This window comes from Vibrio hibernica (assembly GCF_015223435.1).
GTDB lineage: Bacteria > Pseudomonadota > Gammaproteobacteria > Enterobacterales > Vibrionaceae > Vibrio > Vibrio hibernica.
Genome location: NZ_VHKO01000043.1, coordinates 1 through 21,766, shown reverse-complemented (window position 1 = coordinate 21,766; position 21,766 = coordinate 1). Strand labels below are relative to the sequence as shown.

23 protein-coding genes are annotated in these 21,766 nt (G+C 40.7%); 9 read left to right on the top strand and 14 right to left on the bottom strand.

The genetic code is table 11. The features are described from left to right. Window positions 1–138: 138 nt before the first annotated feature. Window positions 139–624: a hypothetical protein gene (locus tag FH976_RS12635; protein ID WP_228767437.1), complete on the top strand. Its 486-nt coding sequence runs from the start codon at window positions 139–141 to the stop codon at window positions 622–624. Between the two features lie 288 nt (window positions 625–912). On the opposite strand, the gene FH976_RS12630 is transcribed toward FH976_RS12635, so the two are convergent. The 4 genes from FH976_RS12630 to FH976_RS12615 all read right to left on the bottom strand — a co-directional run bounded on the left by FH976_RS12630 (window position 913) and on the right by FH976_RS12615 (window position 5,387). Next, a complete protein-coding gene (locus FH976_RS12630) occupies window positions 913–1,596 on the bottom strand; it encodes an N-acetylmannosamine-6-phosphate 2-epimerase (protein ID WP_194091202.1) in 684 nt (227 codons plus the stop codon). Next, window positions 1,593–3,134 carry a PTS transporter subunit EIIC gene (locus FH976_RS12625; protein ID WP_194091201.1) on the bottom strand — a complete coding sequence of 514 codons (1,542 nt, stop codon included), beginning with the start codon at window positions 3,132–3,134 and terminating at the stop codon, window positions 1,593–1,595. Before FH976_RS12625 ends, FH976_RS12630 begins: the two co-directional genes overlap by 4 nt. 248 nt (window positions 3,135–3,382) lie before the next feature. Then, a complete protein-coding gene (locus tag FH976_RS12620) occupies window positions 3,383–4,471 on the bottom strand; it encodes an outer membrane beta-barrel protein (protein WP_194091200.1) in 1,089 nt (362 codons plus the stop codon). A 349-nt stretch (window positions 4,472–4,820) separates the two neighbouring features. Next, entirely contained in the window at window positions 4,821–5,387 is a 567-nt protein-coding gene (locus tag FH976_RS12615) for a TetR/AcrR family transcriptional regulator (protein ID WP_194091199.1), read from the bottom strand. A 315-nt stretch (window positions 5,388–5,702) separates the two neighbouring features. On the opposite strand from FH976_RS12615, the gene FH976_RS12610 reads away from it, so the two are divergent. The 3 genes from FH976_RS12610 to FH976_RS12600 all read left to right on the top strand — a co-directional run bounded on the left by FH976_RS12610 (window position 5,703) and on the right by FH976_RS12600 (window position 9,429). After that, window positions 5,703–7,073 carry an MFS transporter gene (locus FH976_RS12610; RefSeq protein WP_194091198.1) on the top strand — a complete coding sequence of 457 codons (1,371 nt, stop codon included), beginning with the start codon at window positions 5,703–5,705 and terminating at the stop codon, window positions 7,071–7,073. A 143-nt stretch (window positions 7,074–7,216) separates the two neighbouring features. Then, the gene (locus tag FH976_RS12605; RefSeq protein WP_194091197.1) at window positions 7,217–8,407 is read left to right on the top strand and encodes a DEAD/DEAH box helicase; all 1,191 of its coding nucleotides are present in this window, start codon (window positions 7,217–7,219) and stop codon (window positions 8,405–8,407) included. A gap of 98 nt (window positions 8,408–8,505) precedes the next feature. Continuing rightward, window positions 8,506–9,429, top strand: a complete 924-nt coding sequence (locus FH976_RS12600) for a cation diffusion facilitator family transporter (RefSeq protein ID WP_194091196.1) — start codon at window positions 8,506–8,508, stop codon at window positions 9,427–9,429. Here FH976_RS12600 and FH976_RS12595 read toward each other — a convergent pair. The 8 genes from FH976_RS12595 to soxR form a co-directional block, all read right to left on the bottom strand. Further along, on the bottom strand, window positions 9,426–9,848 hold the full coding sequence (locus FH976_RS12595) for a ribosome recycling factor family protein (RefSeq protein WP_228767436.1): 423 nt from the start codon (window positions 9,846–9,848) through the stop codon (window positions 9,426–9,428). The two genes, FH976_RS12600 and FH976_RS12595, sit on opposite strands and share 4 nt — an antisense overlap. A gap of 100 nt (window positions 9,849–9,948) precedes the next feature. Continuing rightward, a complete protein-coding gene (locus tag FH976_RS12590) occupies window positions 9,949–10,608 on the bottom strand; it encodes an HAD family hydrolase (protein ID WP_194091195.1) in 660 nt (219 codons plus the stop codon). A gap of 2 nt (window positions 10,609–10,610) precedes the next feature. Further along, on the bottom strand, window positions 10,611–11,657 hold the full coding sequence (locus tag FH976_RS12585) for an ABC transporter ATP-binding protein (RefSeq protein WP_194091194.1): 1,047 nt from the start codon (window positions 11,655–11,657) through the stop codon (window positions 10,611–10,613). Further along, window positions 11,654–12,448, bottom strand: coding sequence for an ABC transporter permease (locus tag FH976_RS12580; protein WP_194091193.1), 795 nt, complete (start codon window positions 12,446–12,448; stop codon window positions 11,654–11,656). Before FH976_RS12580 ends, FH976_RS12585 begins: the two co-directional genes overlap by 4 nt. Continuing rightward, a complete protein-coding gene (locus FH976_RS12575; RefSeq protein WP_194091203.1) occupies window positions 12,435–13,295 on the bottom strand; it encodes an ABC transporter permease in 861 nt (286 codons plus the stop codon). Before FH976_RS12575 ends, FH976_RS12580 begins: the two co-directional genes overlap by 14 nt. A gap of 103 nt (window positions 13,296–13,398) precedes the next feature. Continuing rightward, window positions 13,399–14,253 (bottom strand): alkaline phosphatase family protein, encoded by an 855-nt coding sequence (locus FH976_RS12570; RefSeq protein ID WP_194091192.1) that lies wholly within the window; start codon window positions 14,251–14,253, stop codon window positions 13,399–13,401. A gap of 25 nt (window positions 14,254–14,278) precedes the next feature. Further along, entirely contained in the window at window positions 14,279–15,331 is a 1,053-nt protein-coding gene (locus tag FH976_RS12565; RefSeq protein WP_194091191.1) for an ABC transporter substrate-binding protein, read from the bottom strand. A gap of 115 nt (window positions 15,332–15,446) precedes the next feature. Then, a complete protein-coding gene (gene soxR, locus FH976_RS12560; protein ID WP_194091190.1) occupies window positions 15,447–15,890 on the bottom strand; it encodes a redox-sensitive transcriptional activator SoxR in 444 nt (147 codons plus the stop codon). 151 nt (window positions 15,891–16,041) lie between these two features. Here soxR and FH976_RS12555 point away from each other — a divergent pair, with 151 nt between their 5' ends. From FH976_RS12555 to FH976_RS12540, 4 genes are all read left to right on the top strand, one after another. Beyond that, window positions 16,042–17,442: an L-serine ammonia-lyase gene (locus tag FH976_RS12555; protein ID WP_194091189.1), complete on the top strand. Its 1,401-nt coding sequence runs from the start codon at window positions 16,042–16,044 to the stop codon at window positions 17,440–17,442. Window positions 17,443–17,583: 141 nt separating this feature from the next. Then, window positions 17,584–18,354 (top strand): hypothetical protein, encoded by a 771-nt coding sequence (locus FH976_RS12550; protein WP_194091188.1) that lies wholly within the window; start codon window positions 17,584–17,586, stop codon window positions 18,352–18,354. 146 nt (window positions 18,355–18,500) lie between these two features. Further along, the gene (locus FH976_RS12545; RefSeq protein WP_194091187.1) at window positions 18,501–19,115 is read left to right on the top strand and encodes a LysE family translocator; all 615 of its coding nucleotides are present in this window, start codon (window positions 18,501–18,503) and stop codon (window positions 19,113–19,115) included. 32 nt (window positions 19,116–19,147) lie between these two features. Continuing rightward, complete coding sequence (locus FH976_RS12540; protein WP_194091186.1) at window positions 19,148–19,543, top strand: DUF2391 family protein; 396 nt, start codon at window positions 19,148–19,150, stop codon at window positions 19,541–19,543. A gap of 97 nt (window positions 19,544–19,640) precedes the next feature. Here the strand turns inward: FH976_RS12540 and FH976_RS12535 are convergent, their stop codons facing one another. Further along, the gene (locus FH976_RS12535) at window positions 19,641–20,315 is read right to left on the bottom strand and encodes a DUF2057 family protein (RefSeq protein ID WP_194091185.1); all 675 of its coding nucleotides are present in this window, start codon (window positions 20,313–20,315) and stop codon (window positions 19,641–19,643) included. 66 nt (window positions 20,316–20,381) lie between these two features. After that, window positions 20,382–20,696: a DUF496 family protein gene (locus FH976_RS12530; RefSeq protein ID WP_194091184.1), complete on the bottom strand. Its 315-nt coding sequence runs from the start codon at window positions 20,694–20,696 to the stop codon at window positions 20,382–20,384. 429 nt (window positions 20,697–21,125) lie between these two features. Here FH976_RS12530 and FH976_RS12525 point away from each other — a divergent pair. Next, window positions 21,126–21,766, top strand: a 641-nt coding sequence (locus FH976_RS12525; RefSeq protein ID WP_194091183.1) for a YceH family protein, incomplete at its 3' end; no start/stop codon positions are given.

Here is a 21,766-nt window from a genome sequence, read left to right as displayed (position 1 = left end):
ATTTCTTTTTTTGGTTGGATAGTTCTATTTTCATGTTGGCTAGCATGATCCTGTTAAACGATAAAATCAAGCATCTTCAATGATCACGGGTATAGTGGGTTGTTATTACCGATCGTGATTATCATGGTATTGCTGTTCATGACGGTCGATAAAATCACTAATTTTGCGCAAGATGAAGCGATTGCACCTTTGTATCAACGCGGCGCTCAAACGTTATATAAGGTCGATGCACTGATTTCCACTTTAGATAACAAAGTCGATAATGCCGATTTACAAGACATCAAACTATTAGCACCATTAAAAGAAGCGAATGTCTTCCCTGAACTAAAACAGGTCGCAAGTTCAGTGAAAGTGATCCGTGAAGCGGCAGAAGAAAAAGATAAACAAGCCGTTATTGATGACTTAAAAGAAAAATTACAACAATCATTGACGAAGAAATTTACAGAAGATCAAGCTCAACAGTTAGCCGATAGTTTTGCGAATATTGCTCAAGTGATGGCAAATAAAAAAGAGCAATTAGTGGAGCAAAAAGAACAGCTACAAAATAAAGCATCAGATCTAAAAGAACAAGCTCAAGATATTGATGTGAATGTTGCCGAGAAAACACAGCAGCACCATGAATAATCAAGGGCGTTAGATTTCAAAATCAGATCAATACATTGAAGCTGATGAGTTGCAAGCATGGGGAAAAGAGCAATGTGCTGCTTATAAGTGCCCTCGATATATTGAAATCCGTGAGCAGTTACCCATTAGCGCAACGGGTAAAATTTTGAAGAAAGACCTAAAAGCGGAATTGAAAGCATAAGTGATATGAGGGTGAGGAAGGTTAAAGGATTATCAGCGTTATAATTATAAAGAGACGTTACAGTAAAAAGCCATCTAAAGAGATGGCTTTTTATTAGGAAGGATGGGCTACATAATAGATGTAAATTGTTCAGTTATCTGTTTTGGCCGAGTAATAGCGCCTCCTACAACTACTGCATAACAACCTAGCTCTAAGCAACGTTTAGCCATAGCTGGCGTTTGCACATTACCTTCTGCTATCACGGGAATTTTTACGTTACTGAGTAAATTTCTCAAAAATTCAAAGTCATTGGCAAATACTTTACAACCCTTAGTTTCCTCTGTGTAGCCATGCAGGGTTGATGAAATACAATCAAATGCCAGTCTATCAGCCTCTATTCCATCTTCGATTGATGCAATATCAGCCATCAGTAATACATTTGGGTATTTTAATCGGATAGACTTAACAAACTGCTCTAAGCTCTCACCGTTTGGACGAACTCTGTTTGTCGCATCTAATGCAATCATGTCAGGTCCTATTTCCATTAATTCATCGATTTCACTCATCGTGGCGGTTATAAATATTTTAGAATCTGGGTAATCGCGTTTAATAATCCCGATAATAGGTAAATCGACCATTTTTCGAATTTCAGTAATATCCTTTACCGAATTAGATCTTATTCCTAGCGCTCCTCCTTGTTGAGCTGCCAGCGCCATTCTGCCCATAATAAAGTCACTATGAAGTGGCTCATTTTCTAGTGCTTGGCATGAAACAATTAATCCATTTTTTATTCTTGTAAAGAAATCACTCATAGGTTTAATAACTCTTCTAATTCATTTTTAACAATAGTGACATGTGGTCCGTAGATAACCTGGACTCCGTTGCCTTTCATAACAACTGCAATTGCCCCCGTAGATTTTAAACCAGCTTCATCCACTTTGGTTACATCATTCAACGTCAAACGTAATCTGGTTGCACAGCAGTCAACATCTTTTATATTCTCTGCATGGCCGAGATATTGAACGATTGCGGTGGCTCTATCTGTACCTGAAATTTCGGAAGATTCGGGTTGTAATTCATCTTCTCGTCCTAAGGTTTTAAGATTCATTTTTGTAATAAGGAAACGGAAAGTGAAATAATATAAAAAGAACCACACGGTGCCTATAATTGGAACCGCTATCCAGTTTGTTTTAGCTTGCCCTTGCAGCACACCAAATAACATAAAATCAATAAAGCCACCTGAGAATGTTTGGCCTATCGTAATTTGGAATATATGTGCCAACATAAATGCCAGCCCATCAAATACTGCATGAACAAAATATAAAATTGGCGCGACAAATAAGAAAGAAAACTCTAATGGTTCTGTAATACCCGTGAGAAATGAAGTCAAAGCCGCGGATAACATTAAACCACCAACTCTTACTTTATGTTCTGGTTTGGCACAATGATAAATAGCAAGCGCCGCGCCCATTAGGCCAAACATCATTGTGATAAAGCGACCAGACATAAATCGAGATGTACCGATGAAAAAGTGCTGTACTGTTGGATCGGCTAACTGAGCAAAGAAAATACGCTGTGTACCTTCAACCATTACGCCATTTACAACTTCTGATCCACCAAGAGCGGTTGTCCAAAAAGGAAGATAGAAAATATGATGAAGGCCAAATAAGCCCAGCATGCGAAGGGTGAAGCCATAAATGAATGTTCCTATATACCCGGTCGTTTCTATTAAACTACCCATACCAAAAATTCCTGATTGAATTATTGGCCATAGGGCAAACATTAATGCACCTAAAATCATGGCAGAGAATGCTGAAACGATTGGAACAAAACGTGAACCACCGAAGAAGCCTAAAAATTTAGGAAGTTCGATTCTATTATAACGGCCGTGTAAAAAGTTAGCCATAATACCCACGATGACGCCGCCAAATACACCAGTATCCAGTGTTTGAATACCGAGGAGCATGCCTTGTCCAACTGAGCTTAGATTACTGGTTGCCAAACTACCTTGAATCGATAGCATTGCTCCAATCGTCGCATTCATTACTAAGTAAGCCAGTAATGCCGCTATCCCGACTGTACCTTTATCTCCTTTTGCTAAACCCACGGCCACACCGACTGCAAATAAAACTGGTAGGTTGCTAAATACAATTGCACCAGAAGCAGTCATAACCGTCAATATCGCTTGTAGAAATGGTATGTCTAAAAATGGGTAAGCGATTAAAGTATTAGGGTTTGATAACGCACCACCAATACCGAGTAACAAACCAGCTGCAGGCAATACGGCAATGGGCAGCATAAATGACTTCCCAAATCGTTGTGCAGTTTCAAAAAATGTAGAATTACTCATGGAAATTAAGCTCCGAGTTTATTTTATATTCGGAGTATAGCTCCGCTCTTGGCGGGTGATCTAACATGTAATTGATTTTTTATGATGTTCGTCACGTTTATTTGAAAGTTTTATAAAAAGTATTACATGGTAGATTACGCCGTTTTCAGCTTGTTCTTTTACCCATCAATGAGTTAAACCGTTTATTCAACGATAATCATTTCTGCTTGCCAATCTTGATTTGATTATCGCTAATTAACCTTGAATCATTAAAAACGACCATTAAACATCATAAGGAATTGACGTCGATCGCTCGATATTCCTGACGCTTCAAACGCCGTTGAGAAGTGTTCGTTGATATTGACGTTAAAGCCGACAATACCTGCCCATTTTTCGGCGTTTTCTTGATCCACTTGAAATAAAATAGCACCATCTCTATCTTGGTCGGGGCTGGCTTTATCACCGGGAACGTAACCACCGGATAAGGTTTGGTTAATGTCCATGTAGCTTGCTCCGGTATAAACTGAAAGCTTATATCCATGGTTTAATTCAAAGTTGTAGCCTATTCGTGGTTGAATATTTAGTGCATAGCCTTCGACATCGGCTTTTTTCATTTGGCTCTCGGTATAGCTGATCGGCATGCTATAGAACCAATCGCCACTTGCCCCTGCGATCATCGCGCCCACGGTATAGCTATGGCCTTCGATATCAACCTCCATCTTATGGTGGTTCGTATCACGTAAGACCAGATTTAATTCCGTTGTTCCTGAAAGCTGTCCAACGCTAGCAAATACATTTAAAAATGGTAGCACCCAAGCATCAATTTTTATTTGTGGCGTTTGGGTATCGGTTGAGAATTGATCAAACCGAAAAGTGCTTGGTTTTACACTTGTCAACGGAATGTCGTTTCGGAGCCGTCCATCTGGTCTGGCGTTATACCCAACGTTGACATTACTGATCAGCTGCTCTTGTTGAACACGGGTATACATGAAGCTAACACCAAATGGTAAAGGCAAATCATAGCCATTCACAATAGCTTGCTGGCTACCAAAAGGTAATACGCGATCCCATGCTTCTTTATTGTGCAGTGCTCCCGGTGATGCTTCTTCAAGTGTATTTTTTGCTTGGCGTTTGGGCGTTTGTTTAAATGTTTGAGCAGGTGCACCGACACCACTATCAATAGGATCGTCTTTTTGCAGCATGATACTCTGGCTAGTATTGCTGGTGTTATTTGAGGCGCTCGATCGAGTTGAGGTTTCCGCCATACTATCAAAACTAAATAATGCCAACGTACTTAAACCGAGTATGTTTATAGAACGTTTTAATGGGGGTAACGCTGAGGAAAAATGGCTAACCATTATAATTTTCTCTTATTTAATGACCCAGAAACGTTGACCACTTAATACGGTAAGGTCGATGTGTTTCTATAGGGCTAAAAAATCTAATAAGGGTTAATGCTTCCGTGTTACCCATCCAAACGGTCAGTATTTAAATTTCAAGATTGGCCAGTTTAGAAATAATCATCCTAACTTATTTATAGACAGTGATTTTGTATAACTATTTGTTATTTAGATTAAAAAATTACACGCCACAATATAAAATATGATGGAATAGCATTTTTATTTAACCGCCTTTTATTCACCAGTAGTGTTCTTCGATATGGACTGTATTCCGGCTAAAACAAAGGTGTAAGCTTGTTCTGCTAGTTTATCTATGCCTTGATGTTGCAGTTTCTCCATTGGACTTAATTCCAATAATTAGCATTAAGCATGGCGCAATGATGTTCATCATGCATAAAGTTAAGAGCGGCGAATTTTCAGATAAGCCAGAAAGATCACGAATCACTGTTCTAAGAATGTTCAGCTTTGGTTGCACATTCTCATCAAGTGATGCGACTAAGTTAGAGGTCGGCGAAGATACCTCTCTTGCCAGCAACTGAATTTTCCATTCGTTATCATCAATCGCTTTTCTATAAATAAGATGGATGATATTGAACAATTTTTTTTGGGGAGTATCCGTGCTTTCCGCAATAACACTGAGCTCATCTAAATGAATAATGCCTTGCTGTGCGACCGTTAAGACCTGTTGATATAAACCATTTCGGTTACCAAAGTGATAATTGATTGAAGCAAGATCAACGTCAGCTTGTTCTGCTATCAGTTTATTGGTGGTTTCTGCAAACCCATTGATCGCAAATAATTTACCTGCAACCGCTAATATTCTTTGGCGAGTTAACTCACCATCTATGCGTGTCGATGGTTTACGCTGTGTCATATTGAGCCTAATTGATCGTTGTTCATAATGGATAAATATTAATTAACTTTAAGATTAAAATTAATTTAAATTTAATCAATATCTGTGGCGAAATTATTACCATGTGTAACAAGATAAATGATGATGTTTTTCATGTAGGCTACTAATTTTAACGTAATCCAATGGTTAAGTTATTTGGCATATGGAAAGTATGTTTTTTCTTCCTATTATAGATTTACATACTGTTACAATGAGGTGAGAATTGTGATGCTCTTCTCTTGCTCGCTTTAATAAACAGAGCGATTAATCTTCAAATTTGAGGTGAATATATTCTTAATGGATAAAACCTATTCTGATGGCCTACCTAACCCACAACGTCTTGGTGCCATTGTAACCATCGCCTTTGGTATTGCGATGGCAGTGCTGGATGGCACAATATCCAATGTTGCTCTGCCGACCATTGCGGCGGATTTAAATGCTAGCCCGGCGGAATCGATTTGGGTGGTCAATAGCTATCAAATTGCGATCATTGTTTCATTACTTTCGATGTCTTTTATTGGCGATTTGGTGGGTTACCGTCGGGTGTACCAGATTGGTTTAGGAGTATTTTGTTTAACCTCAGTGCTTTGTGCGTTATCGACCTCGTTGGAAATGTTAACACTCGCTCGAGTCTTGCAAGGTTTTGGTGGTGCTGCGCTGATGAGCGTTAATACGGCATTGATTCGGCTTATTTACCCGCAGCGTTTTCTTGGACGAGGAATGGGAATTAATTCCTTTATTGTGGCGGTGTCAGCGGCGGCTGGCCGTACAGTCGCGGCTGCAATTTTATCGGTCGCCTCTTGGCAATGGTTATTTTTGGTTAATGTTCCCATTGGTATTATTGCTTTGTTATTTGCTTTCAAATTTTTGCCACCGAACCAAGACAAATCAGTGGGGCAACGTTTTGATATTCCAAGTGCGATTATGAATGCCCTCACGTTTGGCTTACTAATTTCGGCGATCAGTGGATTTTCTCAAGGCCAATCGAATGTATTGATTACCGCTGAATTAGTCGCTGTTGCGGTGATTGGTTTCTTTTTTATTCGTCGCCAGTTATCGATGACGTTTCCGTTGCTGCCCATTGATTTACTTCGTATTCCAATCTTTTCATTATCGATGGGAACTTCCATCTTTTCGTTTACCGCGCAAATGTTGGCGTTTGTATCACTGCCATTTTTTATGCAAACCGTTTTAGGCCGGAGTGCAGTGGAAACCGGATTATTATTAACGCCTTGGCCATTAGCAACTATGGTCGCAGCGCCACTGTCGGGTTATTTAATTGAGCGTTTTCATGCGGGTTTACTTGGTGGGGTAGGGCTTGGCATTATGGCGTGTGGACTGTTTGGTTTAGTGTTATTACCAAATAATCCAGCTGATGCAGATATCATCTGGCGCATGGCATTATGTGGCTTTGGTTTTGGTCTGTTTCAATCGCCTAATAACCACACTATTATTTCAGCTGCACCGCGTAATCGCAGCGGTGGCGCAAGTGGTATGCTCGGTACGGCGCGTTTATTTGGCCAAAGTACTGGCGCGGCGTTGGTGGCGTTAATGTTTAATATGTTCCACGACAATGGTACCCACGCCTCATTAGTTTTGGCCGGTAGTTTTGCTGTGATTGCGGCAATAGTCAGCAGCTTGCGAGTCACTCAGCCTCGCGCGGCTTAATTCTTCATCCAGTGATAGCTTGAGCCGTTTGGTTAACTCAAGCTATCTTGGTTTACTTCGCGATTAAATTCCGATAACACCCACTACGTAAAACCGCTACACTACACCTAATTCTGTTTCATCCTTCAATACTGAGATTTCCCATGCCATTTTCTTCTTTTGGATTAAGCAATCCAATTTTAAAAGCCGTTGCCGAGCAAGGTTACGAAAAACCAACCGACATTCAAACTAAAGCGATCCCTGTTGTTTTGCGTGGTGAAAACCTGATCGCAGCAGCGCAAACGGGAACGGGTAAAACGGCGAGTTTTGTATTGCCAATTTTGGAGATGTTAAGTAAAGGACAAACGCAGCGTAAAAAACGTATTCGTGCGCTTATCTTAGTGCCAACTCGTGAGCTTGCGATTCAGGTTGAAGAGAATATTCAAGCGTATGGTAAATACTTAGAACTGGCCTCATTGGCCATGTACGGTGGTGTCGATTATGCGCCGCAGAAACAAGCCTTGATTGATGGTGTAGATATTTTGGTGGCAACGCCAGGCCGCTTGATCGATTTATACGGTCAACATTCGGTGCATTTTGATGAAGTGGAAATGCTGGTGTTGGATGAAGCGGATCGCATGCTCGACATGGGCTTTATTGAAGACATTAATAAAATTCTAGCGCGCTTACCTAAAAACATTCAAAACTTATTATTTTCAGCCACATTATCAAACCCTGTACGTGAGTTAGCCCGTACGGCGATTGATGAAGCAACTGAGATCTCGATTGCCAAACATAGCGCCTCAAAAGACTCCATTAACCAATACATGATCACGGTTGATAAAGACCAAAAATCTGCATTATTGACGCATCTATTGACTGAACGAGATTGGTCACAAGTGTTGATCTTTATTGGGACTAAGCATGGCGCGGCTAAATTAGTGTCGCAGCTGGAAAAACGTGGCATTGCAGCGGAGGCGATCCACAGCGGTCGTAACCAAGCATCACGCGCACGAGTATTGGAAGAATTTAAAGCGGGAACGGTGAAGTATTTAGTGGCGACGGGTGTGGCGGCGCGTGGTATCGATATTGATGATTTACCGTGTGTGATTAACTATGACATGCCATTTCCTGCCGATGATTATGTGCACCGTATTGGTCGTACCGGTCGTGCTGGTTCAAAAGGTGAGGCGGTATCGCTTGTCTCTCGTGATGACTTTAAAAACTTGTGCATGATTGAAAGTCGTCTCGGTCATTTAATCAAACGTAAAACAGTCGAAGGCTTTACGCCAATTAAAGACGTACCGATCTCCGTGTTAAATTATGTTCCAAAGCATAAACGCCCTAAAGAATAAGCGTGATAAGCAATGGGTATACAGACATGTATATCCTTGAGTTAGCGTTATTTTTTGAGTAGCGTTAACTTAAAATCCCCTCACATTAAGGAAGATATATGGCTAACTCTCATGGACATGATCACGGGCATTCTCACGGCCATCATCACCATTCGCCAGATGACAGTATGGGTAAATTGATCTTCGCTATTATTATTAATATTGCGTTAACCGTCGTCCAAGTGATTGGCGGAATTCTGTCGGGCAGCTTATCTCTGCTCGCCGATGCGCTGCATAATCTCAGTGATGCGGGCGCTTTGATTGTTGCCGTGGTGGCGAGAAAAGTGGGTAATAAATCAGCATCAAATACCATGAGTTATGGTTATAAACGTGCTGAAATCATTGGTGTATTGATCAATAGTACAACCTTGATTGTGGTCGGCGTGTATTTAATTTTTGAGTCATTTAATCGCTATTTAAACCCCGAACCAATTGATGGCTGGATTGTGATTGGCGTTGCAGGTGTTGCGCTTATCATCGACTTAGCCACCGCTTTTCTTACCTTTACCAGCGGTGCAAAGGATAATATGAATATCCGCGCCGCCTTTATTCATAACGTGTCTGACGCGATGGCATCGGTTGTGGTGATGATCGCTGGAACATTAATTATTTTGTACCAATGGTATGTGATTGATTTAATTGCCACGATTGGTATTTCTATCTACGTTATCTACCACGGCGTTTTGCTATTAAAGCAAAGTATTTTGATCATTATGCAAGCGGTGCCTTCGCATATCGATATTGAAAAAATGAAACAACAACTTAATGCGATTGAAGGCGTTGAAGAGCTTTCTCATTTTCATGTGTGGCAACTTGATGATAAAAAATATTTCTTTGAAGGCCACGCTAAATTAAATACTGCTGACAATGAAACAGTCAAAAAAGCGATTAAAACCTTTTTACATGATGAATATGAAATTAAGCACAGCACCATCGAAACCACTCAAGTGTTAGACGCGGGTCAGAATCTAGATCGCCATTAAAATGAGTCTGATGTAAATCGAGCATGACGCGCTTCCGCCATTGTGCAATCAGTTTGAAGCATAAGATCAGTAAGTGTGATATCGGGATTATTGCTAATTAAACGCTCTAATATAGCCACTTTAGATTCAGGTTTTGTCTGGGTGGCTATGAGGCTCTCATCGATTTTCTTAATCAAAAAGGCCATTGGTTCTGCATGAGATTGACGTAATATAATCAACAAATCCATTACAGATCCTGACTGTCCTTCAAGCTGCCAATTTCTTGAGCGTCGAATACGTTTAAGTTCACACCTTAATTCGAGTGCCATCGCTTTAGCTTGTTTGACTTGCTCGCCACCAATACGATGCACGAGTGAGGGAAGTTGAATACAGATCATGCCAGTATGATAAAGAAAAATGCCCATGATGACGATGGGCATTTTCAATGTTTGGCTTAGTGTTGATAAATTTTGGTATTAATAGCGCTTGTTATCAAGAGCGAGTGTTATTAATAGAAAGTGTTATCAGTAGAGTGTGCTATCAATTCCAATGTAATATTTTCCAAGGTTTTCCTTTCGATTGTTCTAGCAGACGTTCACATGGATTGACTAAATAAGCAAAATCGGCGTATTTACATAAAGGTAAATCGTTGATGGAATCAGTATAAAAATGCACTTCTGAAAATGATTCACTTTGTTGGTCACACCATTGTTGCAGTCGAGTGACTTTGCCTTGCTGATAGCTTGGCGTTCCGAGAATGGTTGGTGTGAACTTGTTATCTTTTTCAACTAAATCAATACCAATTGCATATTGAATGCCAATGCGTTTTGCTACCGCTGCCACTAAAAAAGTCACGGAGGCAGAGATGATCAACATGGTACATTGCTGCTGGTGAAGCTGCTCAATTAAGGTGTTGGCTTGCGGAAAGATCTTTGACAGTATTTTTTCTTCCACACATTGATCGGCCAATTGTGACACTTGCTCAATGCTCAAATGGCGAATAGGGTCAATCGAAAAATTCAAATACTCTTGTATATCCAGCTCACCTTTTGCATACAAACCCATCAATCTTTTGTCTTCAGCAATAAAATTTGGATTGGTTGCTATTTTCTGTTCAACCAAAAATTCATGCCACAGCATCGCGCAATCAGCATTGACTAAAGTTTCATCCATATCAAAGACATATAGCGGTTTGGTCATGTTTAGGCTCTCACTGGTTGAATTTCATTAAGATTAAAGCGCAGATTAAGTTGTTGGCCACTAGCCAATAATCGTTCAGATGAGCGATTTAATAAATCGACGGTTAATTCGCAATCACGGCAGTTTTCCAGAGCAACTTGGTAGCGAATAACATTACCAAGTAGTTGATGACTTCGTATTTTAGCCGTTAAAGGTACGGAGATGTGTTTGGGATAATGCCGACCTTTTTCCTCCACGTAAATGGATTCAGGACGGATGGCGATTTTTTCTGTCGTATCAATATTGAATAGCTGCTTTGCGTGTTGAGCTTCCATTATGTTGTAATGGCCCATGAACCCTGCCACAAATTCATTGGCTGGCTGGGTGTAAATTTCTTCTGGGCTGCCTTGTTGAACAATCTCTCCATTATTCATTAAAAAGATCCGATCAGACATGATCATGGCTTCTTCTTGGTCATGTGTGACGAAAATAGTGGTGAGATTGAGTTCTTTTTGAATCTCTCTAATTTGTTGCCTTAAGCGCTTGCGAATTTTGGCATCAAGGGCTGAAAGTGGTTCATCGAGTAATAAAATACGAGGTTTAACCACTAAGGCGCGAGCCAATGCGACACGTTGTCTTTGGCCACCGGATAACTGATGCGGGTAATGTTGTTCTTTACCGGCTAGGTCGACTAATTGAATGATTTTAGCCACTTCTTTCTTGATGTTATCGGAAGAGAGTTTTTTCATTTTTAAACCAAAGGCAATATTGTTTTCAACCGTCATATTGGGGAAGAGCGCGTAAGATTGAAATACCATGCCAATGCCACGTTCTTGCGGCGTTTGATGTGTAATATCTTCTCCATCGACATGAATGCTGCCCCCATCAACTGGATTTAAACCAGCTAGACTGCGCAATAATGTTGATTTCCCACAACCACTGGGGCCGAGTAGTGTTATAAATTCACCCTGCTTGATGGAACATGAAATATTCTCAAATACGGTATTAGAACCAAAGCGTTTGGTGAGTTGTGAGATAGCAACGTAATGATTATTTTGATCGATATTCATGATGATTTTCCCTGGCTAAAACGACTGGCAAGCCAAGTCAGTACAAAGATAAATAAGAAATAGGTTATGACTAGAGCGGAGGTAAAGTGTCCGCTCGTTTGTCGCATGTTGTAGAGGTAAATTTGCATGGTTTCATAGCGGGTTCCAACCAGAATGTTGGCAAACACGAATTCACCTAACAAAAAAGAAAAGGAGATAAATAGCGAGGCGAGTAACCCTTTTTTTAAATTGGGCAGAATAACCAGTAAGAATGCTTTGAATGTACTCGCGCCAAGTAGATGAGCGGCATCCATTAAATCGTGTAAATGAATCGCGCTAAAGCTGTTGGAAATGGCTCGGTACATAAATGGTAAAGCGATAGTGAAATAGGTACCAATTAAAATCCAAGGTGTGCCCACTAAAGGAATGGCGCTGTCGGCATACAATTGCAGCAAACCAACCGATGACACCACCGGAGGAACCGCAAAAGGTAGCAAGATTAAAATATTCATGACTTTATCGAGTTTAGGGTAGTAATAAAACACCACAAAAATTGTCGGTAGAATTAATACTACGCTGAGAACTAATGCGCTAATCCCTAATACTAAAGAACGCCCGAATGCGGCGATAAAGCGCTCGTCAGTGAGCAGTTTGATATACCAGTCGAACGTTAAGCCGCTGGGTAAAATGGTGGCTCCCCAACTGGATGAAAAAGAATAAAGTAGGGTAGCCAATATTGGTAATATCATGATGCCAACAATGCCATACACGACAAAATTATGGAAAAGTGGTGAGTGATTAGCCTTTTGCATGATAACTCCTTGAAATTAGCCATTGGTTAATCAGAGTGATAAACGCAAGCAGTGCCAATAACACGACTGAAATTGCTGCCGCTAAATTCGGTTCTAGAAATAAATCGCCCGATACCAAACTCGCAATGCGAATGGTGATCAAGTTGTAGTTACCACCCGTTAAAGCATAAACACTGGCGTAGGCTCCGATGGCATTGGCAATCAGGATTATTAAAGTGCCGAGCAATGCTGGCGCTAATACGGGCAAGGCAATGCGGAACCAATATTGATAGGTTTTAGCTCCCAGTAGAGCGGCGGCTTCTTTCCAATCACTTTTTAAACTATCAAAAGCAGGGTAGAGCAGCAGTACTGCTAATGGGATTTGAAAATACACATAAATGGTCAATAACCCCCATTTACCGTACAGATTAAAGTCATCAATTAAGCCGTATTTTTTCAGTAATAAAGTGAACGCGCCATTCACACCTAAAATAATGATGAATGCGAAAGCCAGTGGTACACCTGAGAAATTACTGCTCATATTGGTGAAGGCAATGACGCCGTTACGAATTTTGTTATCAAGGTGTCGAAGTGATGAAACTAATAGGGAGGCAATGAGCAAACCCAATATGCTCGACCAAGAGGCTAGCCAAATACTGTTACTAAAGCCTTGTAGCATAAATTTGGAATTCAGCACTTCATGGTAGTTATCTAACGACCACTCTCCATCGTAAATAAAACTATTAATGACAACCCAGATCATTGGCGCAATTTGGAATAGATAGAAAAACACTACAAAAGGGATAAACCATAAAGCGGGTTTTAGATGTCCTAACCAAGTTGGAAAGTATGATTTTGCTTCTTTCATTTGATGGTTATCTTTGGTTTGTGAGGCGATAGATGGACTATTCATATTCGGCCACTGTTTATATTAAGACTGTTTATATTAAGACTGCTTATGTTCATCCCCATTATCCTTCTTGTGTGAGCAAGCTGTTTTCTGGAAACAGTTGTGAGCAATAAGGTTTGTTATGTTTAAGCCCGAGAAGTTGGCAAACACTGCCACAGATTTCAGTTTGCTTGATCTCAGCAGGAAGGAGACCACTGTTTTGATGAGGTTGATGTGAAAAAGCATCACCAATAACAAACAAAGGCACTTCTCGCTCTTCTGGCAAGATCCCACCATGAGATAAGTCGTTATTCATCCCGTGATCGCTCGTTACCATGACTTGATAACCATCACCAATCCAAGCGTCTATATAGTTGGATAGATGAATATCCACGCCGCGAGCACAGTTGCGGTATTGGCGAGAATCTAAGCCAAATTTATGACCGGTATCGTCAATATTCATTGGATGGATTAATAGAAAATCCGGTTGATAAGTTCGACGTAAATATTCCGCATCCAGAAAGAGTGCTTCATCTGGGTAGTGATCCCAATGATAAAAGCAACCATGCTGAATATTCATCGATTCATTATGAGTAAATCGGTCGCGAACGGCGTCATACGGCGCTTGGTTATATAGCTCACTTACCCAATGATACGCAGCGGCAGCCGTCACTTTTCCTTGCTGTTTTGCTAGGCTGAAAATAGATTCATGGTGAGATAAGCGCACAATCTGATTGTTTACAATCCCGCTATCTACAGGGCGAACTCCGGTTAATAAACATTCATACAGTGGGCGAGACATAGAAGGCAACTCGCTTTGTAATGGGTATAGCGTGGCTCGGTTTTGCTCAATTAAACCATTTAAATAGCCCATACAATCATGGGCGACTTGGTAATTGAGGCCATCGAGAACCACTAAGATGACCTTATTTTTCATAATATTTAACTTCTTTAATTGGGTATTATTGTTGGTTAATTAACACTTCTTCTTGCCATTGACGGGGTAATTGACGAGCGGATTTTTCCCATGCAGAAAAGTCGCCTACAGGATGAACGTTGCCATATTGAGAGTTAGGCAGTAGCTTGTCTTGAATCGATTTTGGCAGTACGACATCGGTACGAATAGGGCGGGCATAACCTTCGGCTAGGTTAATTTGCCCTTTATCACTGAAGATATATTCACGCGTCAGCTTTGCGGCATTTGGATTTTTTGCGTATTTATTGATGATGGTGGTGTAGCCCGAAATGATGGAGCCATCTTGTGGAATGCTAACAGTAAAGCGGCTACGTTCAATTTGGTCGCGGTAATTCAGCGCGTTGAAATCCCACATTATCGCGACTTCTACTTCGCCTTTTTCAAGATTCGCGACACCAGGGTCCGTAAACGATAATCGGCCTTCTTTGGCTAACTTGGCAAAAAATTCAATCGCAGGTTTCAAGTTCTTCTCACTGCCACCTTTTGCAAAAGCTGCGGCTAGAACAGCATTGTTAGCTTGAGCGGCAACACCCACATCACCGACACTGACTTTGTAATCCCCTTTTAAAAGATCATCCCAAGTTTTCGGTGGGTTTTTGACAAGATTATTATTGGAAATAAACGCAATGGTACCGGTGTAAGCTAATGCCCAATGGCCTTCTTTATCTTTCGCCCAATCTGGAATGCTATCCCATGTGGTGGGTTTATACGGTTGGGTTACGCCTTTTTTAACCGCAGTACGAGCGAATGCAAAACCGACATCACCGATATCGGCTGTCGCATTGTTTTTTTCGGCTTCAAACTTTGCGATTTCTTGCGCCGAGCTCATGTCGGTATCTTGATGTTTTAAACCGTAGTTCTTGGCTAAATCTTGCCATGTGCCTTTCCAGTTGGCCCATGTGTCTGGCATACCAATACTGTAAACTTGGCCTTCTTTTTTTGCCGCTTCTACTAAAGGTTGAATAGATGAATTGTCGGCAAACGTATGTACAGAAAATAATGCTGCAATTAGCGTAGTGCTGGTTAGCAAGCGTTTCATAGAGTCGATTCCTTTGGACTAGGTCAGTAAATTCTTTACGTATGCTAATCAAGGAATGTGACGCTTTGTGGACAGTAATCTTTCAATTTTTGGTTATTTTGATGGCAGTTTTATTTCAGTCTTCATTCACGGTTCGAACGCTTAGCTTTGCTCCAGCCTGAATTATGCCTCTAGAATCTTGTGGATTGTATAGCGCACAACTGTCTAATGATAAACAACCACAATTAATGCAGCTTCCTAGTTGGGTTTGAAGGGTTTGTAGATTTTGAATTTTCTCGTCTAACATTTGGTGCCAACCTTGTGACATTTGCTCCCACTCTTCTTTTTTGGGTGTTTTATTTTTAGGTAAATGTGCCAGTGCTGCGGAGATTTCTTGCAACGTTAATCCCACATTTTGCGCCGCTTTGATCACAGCAATCCTGCGTAATATTTGATTGGAATATCGACGCTGATTGGCGATGGTGCGAGTGCTGTAAATTAATCCTTTTTGTTCATAAAAATGCAGTGTGGCAATACTCACACCTGCGCGTTTGGCGACTTGTCCCACCGTCATATCCATCTTTTTATTCCCAGCGCTAGTTTATTTAACTAGAAGCAAAGTATCGGAAAATATCATCACCCTCAAGTTAACTTTATGCGCCATTTAGCATAATCTGTGAGTAAATCCAGCTATAGTAATTAATAGAGTTATCATTTGATGTGAGGTAAAGATGTTATCGATCTTTGATATTTTTAAAATCGGCGTAGGGCCATCGAGCTCCCATACGAATGGCCCAATGATTGCGGGTTATCAATTCAGCCAACTGATGCAGCCTTATTTACCCCAAATTAGCCGTATTCGTATCGACTTATATGGATCGTTGTCACTCACGGGGATTGGGCATCATACTGATCGTGCGGTGATCTTAGGTGTATTGGGTAATCGTCCAGATTCCATTCAATTAGATATTGCTAATCAAGCCTTAAAAAAAGCACTCGACGATCATCTATTGGATCTTTACGCAATTGAAACGATTGGATCTCAAACGGATCGTTATAAGACTATCCCGTTTGATTACGTTGCAGATATTCAATTTCACTCAACTAATTTGCCTTTACATGAAAATGGCATGGTGATCACCGCATTAGATGAAGACGCCAAAGAAATTGTCAGCGAAATTTATTATTCGATTGGTGGCGGTTTTATTCTGACTTCTAAACAAATGCAAAATAGAGGAAGTGAAGAGAGTACTAAAGTTGAGTTTCCTTTCCATGATGCGGAATCGATGTTGCTGCAAGCGGATCAACATGGTTTAACATTGGCTGAGATGATATTACGTAATGAGTTGTCATTTTTTGATATGGATAAGATCCAATCTAAAGCGGATCAAATTTGGCAAGTGATGAGTCAATGTATGCAGCGAGGTTTTGAAACCGAAGGTGTTTTAGAAGGCGGTTTAGGTGTGGTACGTCGTGCTCCTAATTTAAGAATGCGTCTAGAAAGCGGCTCACAGTTAAGCACTGATCCGATGGAAATTATGGACTGGATTAATTTGTTTGCTTTCGCTGTGAGTGAGGAAAATGCCGCCGGAGGGCAAGTGGTGACTTCACCCACCAATGGCGCGGCTGGCGTTATTCCCGCTGTGTTGATGTATTATCATCGCTTTATTGAAGAGCTTGATACGAAAAAGCTGGTGGACTTCTTTGCTATTGCGGGCGCAATCGGCATTTTATACAAGACTAATGCCTCTATTTCTGGTGCGGAAGTTGGCTGCCAGGGTGAGATTGGCGTGTCTTCTTCTATGGCCGCGGCAGGCTTAGCCGCATTATGTGGCGGCACCAATGAACAAATTTGTGTCGCAGCAGAGATTGCAATGGAACACTCACTTGGCATGACATGCGACCCCATTGGTGGATTGGTACAAGTTCCTTGTATTGAACGTAATGCGATGGGCGCAATGAAGGCGATTAATGCCTCGCGCATGTCCTTAAGGCGCAGCAGTAAAAGCGTGGTGTCTTTGGATAAAGTGATTGCCACCATGTTTGCAACGGGGAAGGATATGAATCGAAAATATCGGGAAACCTCACTCGGTGGATTAGCCTTGATCCATTTATCGCCACCATGTGAGTGATTTACAGTGTAAAGGGTATATTCATCTTTATTGAAGCTTGCTTCGAGCATAGGTGTCTAAACCGTTAAATGTGGCAGTGTCCGATTCCTTAACCGTGATAACATGCTGCCATATTTAACCTAATACTTAACATGTTGTTTTATGCTTACTTTTGCGATTGCTTTCTTATTGTTACTTAGCCCATTAGCGTTGTTGATTCTTATCCATCAAGGATTAAGTCAACTTTTGTCGCGTAAAATTTCCCAGCGTCCGCTTTCTAAAGCGATGTTTTATGCCTCGGCTATGATTGGCACGCCGTTACATGAATTATCTCATGCGGTAATGGCATTAGTGTTTGGGCATAAAATTCACAAAATTAAATTTTTCCAATTTGGACAAGATGGCCGTTTAGGTTATGTGGAGCATAATTGGAATCGACGTTCTTTGTATCAGTCCATTGGCATGTTTTTTATTGCGATCGCGCCTATGTTGGTGGCAATGCTAGCATTATGGGGTTTAGCCACGCATCTTAATATTCATTTAGTGGAATCAAGCCGTCGAAGTCTATTCACCCCATCATTACTCGATTTAGCTCGTTTTATCTGGGATCATGCTTCAATGTTGTTGAGCCAAATTTTGGTGTTTTCAACCACTAGCTGGCTTAACGTATTATGGCTGTTACTGGCATCACTGGTGTGTTTCCATTGTGTTCCTAGCACGACAGACTTTAAGCATGCTTTTAAAGGGGCATTTTTGGTCGGCGTTATACTGTGCGCGGTGTGGTTTATTGCGGTTTATTTCATGCACAATCACGCCTCATTGCTGAATTCAGTCTTTCACTTATGGCTTAATGTCTCCGCATTTTCTTTGGTGATCGCGGCGCTCAGTTTGATTTGGTGGACTGTATTGTGGTTATTGAGTTTAATTGGCTAATAGTATTTTTACTTGAAGCTGCAGTTTTGTTCTTTACAAACAATCGTTGGCTACGTTTAGTCACCCCAACTTCTAAGTATCTTGATTTAACACTCAATTTAGTTGTTATCTATTTGGTTATTATCGTTTATTAAGTAAGGCTTTACATGACATTTTCTATTTGGACTTCATTATTACTGATCTGTTTATTAGGGGCGATGTCGCCTGGGCCAAGCTTGGCTATGGTCGCGAAACATAGCCTTGCAGGTGGCCGTTCTAATGGATTAGCAACCGCATGGGCACACGCTTTTGGTATTGGTTTATATGCCTTATTTACTCTTTTAGGCTTGGCTATTTTATTGCATCAATTTCCTACCGTTTTCAAAGTGATCACTTATGCTGGCGCGGCGTATTTAGCTTGGCTTGGTTGGAATGCGATTCAGTCGAAAGGTGGCATTGCAGAACGCTTAGTGTCGGGTAAAAGCTGCACTGCATTTCAATCGGCAAAAGAAGGTTTTTTCATTTCTATTTTAAACCCTAAAATTGCGCTTTTTTTCACTGCTTTATTTAGCCAGTTTGTGGCGGTAAGTGGAGATCTCAGCAGTAAAGCTATTATTGTTGCGACACCATTTTTAGTTGATGGTTTATGGTATTCGATCATTACTTTTATGCTCTCTAGCCAAGCTCTTTTAGGGACGTTAAGACGCAAAGCATATTGGATTGATAGAGTTTCAGGTGTGGTTTTAATCTTGTTAGCCATTCGAGTGGTGTGGATGGTATAGACGTTGACACTTGCATAAAAGGATAGGGAAGCATGAAGCTAAATTTTAACTGGGAAGATGCAAGCCAAGTGATCATTGGTGCGTTTACGTTGGCGGTGCCGATTTCATTTTCGGAGGAAGCGTGGGATTTGAGTAGAACGCTTCCAATGATAAATATTGTGATGCTGTTTAGTTTATCGATCGTTATTTTAGGCTTTTTTGCTTACCAAAGTGTTTTCCAAAGTGATGTGAAACATCGCATGTTGGCTTTTGGTGTGCGTATTGTCTTGGCGTATTTTCTGACATTATGTGTTGTGGCACTAGTGTTGGTGTGCTTGAACAAATTCCCCCTCGAAATGGATCCTATTTTAGCCTTTAAACGTCTTATTATTATTGCGATGCCAGCTTCAATGGGCGCTATTGTAGTGGATAGTTTTGATAAGGAATAAAAGATAGAAATAAAATGGGGTAAGAAAATCGCATCGAAGGATGAATAATAAGGTTGCCAAGTTGAACTTGGCAACCTTATTGGTTTTTACGGTGTTTTTATTTAGCAGAAGCTGCTTGTGCTTTTTTAATGGACTCTACAAAACGTTGTTGAGTCTTGGCATCAGCTTTATCAAACCAATAATGCAACATTTGCTCTTCAGTATTTTTATATTGTGTATCACCAGACATTTTCACTGGTTGTACAGCTGCCGCAGCCGGTATTGCTGCACTTGCGGTAATCGCCGCAACCCCACCTTTCTTGTTATAAGCAACCGATTCTGAATCATATTTACGTCCCAACTGAACGCCATTTTTCATCAGTTTATCTTGAGCAACTGGAATGGCGTTGCCACTATCATCAATCAGTTTCCACGTTGGGTTTTTGTCAAAATCACGAGCTTGTTCAGCGTTACGATATTCAGGAACATCGATATACAGAGTCGTATCTTCAGCCTCAAATTTAGTAATGATAGCATCAGTGGCTACGGATACTTGTTCATTCCCTTCTTGAAAGCTTGGCGTATAGCGAAAAACGACTTGGTTAACACCATCCGGTAGAGTAATGCTTTTTTCACTCGCAAAGAAGTTACCGCTAATATCGGGTTCTTCGCTATTGACGGCAAGCATATCGACATTATTTGGGAACTTGATAATGACATCCGCAGAGGCGGTAGCGCTAAAGCAAAGTAGGCTTGCAAGCGCAATGGGTGATAATGAACGAATTATTGACATGTCAGTTTCCTATATAAATGGGAATAGAAAGGGCTCTAAAAAGAGCCCCTAATTGTGCTGGGTGTTTTATTTTTTTGCATGCTTTTGTTTGTCAGCTTCCGTCAGTTCACGGATTTTACGACTGATTTCACGGCGTTGTTTTGAAATCTCTGCACCTTTAATAATATGGTCATCGACACGATCTTCGTAGTCAGATTTCATGTTTTTGATGATCGCGATGATTTCTTCTTGAGACATATCAAGATTGATGTAATCCATTAGGTTGTCGAGTAAATCAACACGTTTGCGGTTATCACGGATTTTCTTTTCGTTATCAAGAATTTCACGTTTTAGTTTATTTTTACGGCGAGCTTGGTTGACGATTTCAAATACGTTGTTCATGTGATTTCCTAATTAAAAATGATAAGTGCTATTTCTCAAATTAAAGCATATCCCTATCGAGCATAACAGCGCTAAGATCAAAATAAACGAGAGTTGTGAGTGTTCTTATTTATAGTCGTTGATTTTTAACATACTTTAACCCTAATTGAGCAGTATATTTACTAATAATAACGCAATATTAGTATGATAAAGTCATCAGTAATTTAAACTTGTGTATTATGAGTATGATAGATAAAAATGACAATGATAAGACGGATGGGATAACTTTTCGTTTTAAGAAAGCGTATCAAAATGCTAGGCATGGTATGCATAAACAAGAATTAGAATTCAATCGAAAGCAAATTATTGTTATCAGTGATCATGGCCGTAAAATTTCCAGGCCATATCGTTGGGATCATTGAGGTTGTTTAACCTGTTAGAGGAAAGAGAATGAGTATTGTATTGTCTCCAATTGAAACGCGCGTTATTGGTTGCTTGATTGAAAAAGAAGTGACCACGCCAGACTATTATCCTCTTACGTTAAATAGTTTAACGACCGCTTGTAACCAGAAAAGTAACCGTGAACCTGTGATGGCATTGACGGAAGCGGAAGTCATGGATGCCACCACGGCGTTAATTGAACGTCGCTTGATGACAGATGAAAGTGGCTTTAATAGCCGAGTTTCTAAGTTCCGTCATCGCTTTTGTAATACTGAATTTGGCTCATTGCAGTTTAGCGATCAAGAACGTGCGATCGCTTGTTGCTTATTGCTGCGTGGCGCACAAACTCCTGGCGAAATCCGTACTCGCACTAACCGTTTATGTGAGTTTACTGATGTGAAACAAGTGGAAGCTTTGTTAGAACAAATGGCCTCGAATGCTGAGGGCGCGTTAGTGGTGAAACTGCCGCGTGAAGCTGGTAAACGTGAATCTCGTTATATGCATTTATTCAGTGGTGACGTTGATATTACAGAACTTGAAACCTCTGCTGCGCCAGTCTCCGTTACATCAGCCCGTACTTCTCAATATGAAGAACGTATTGCCAGTCTTGAAAGCCAAGTTGAACAATTAACCGCAGAAATGGCAGAACT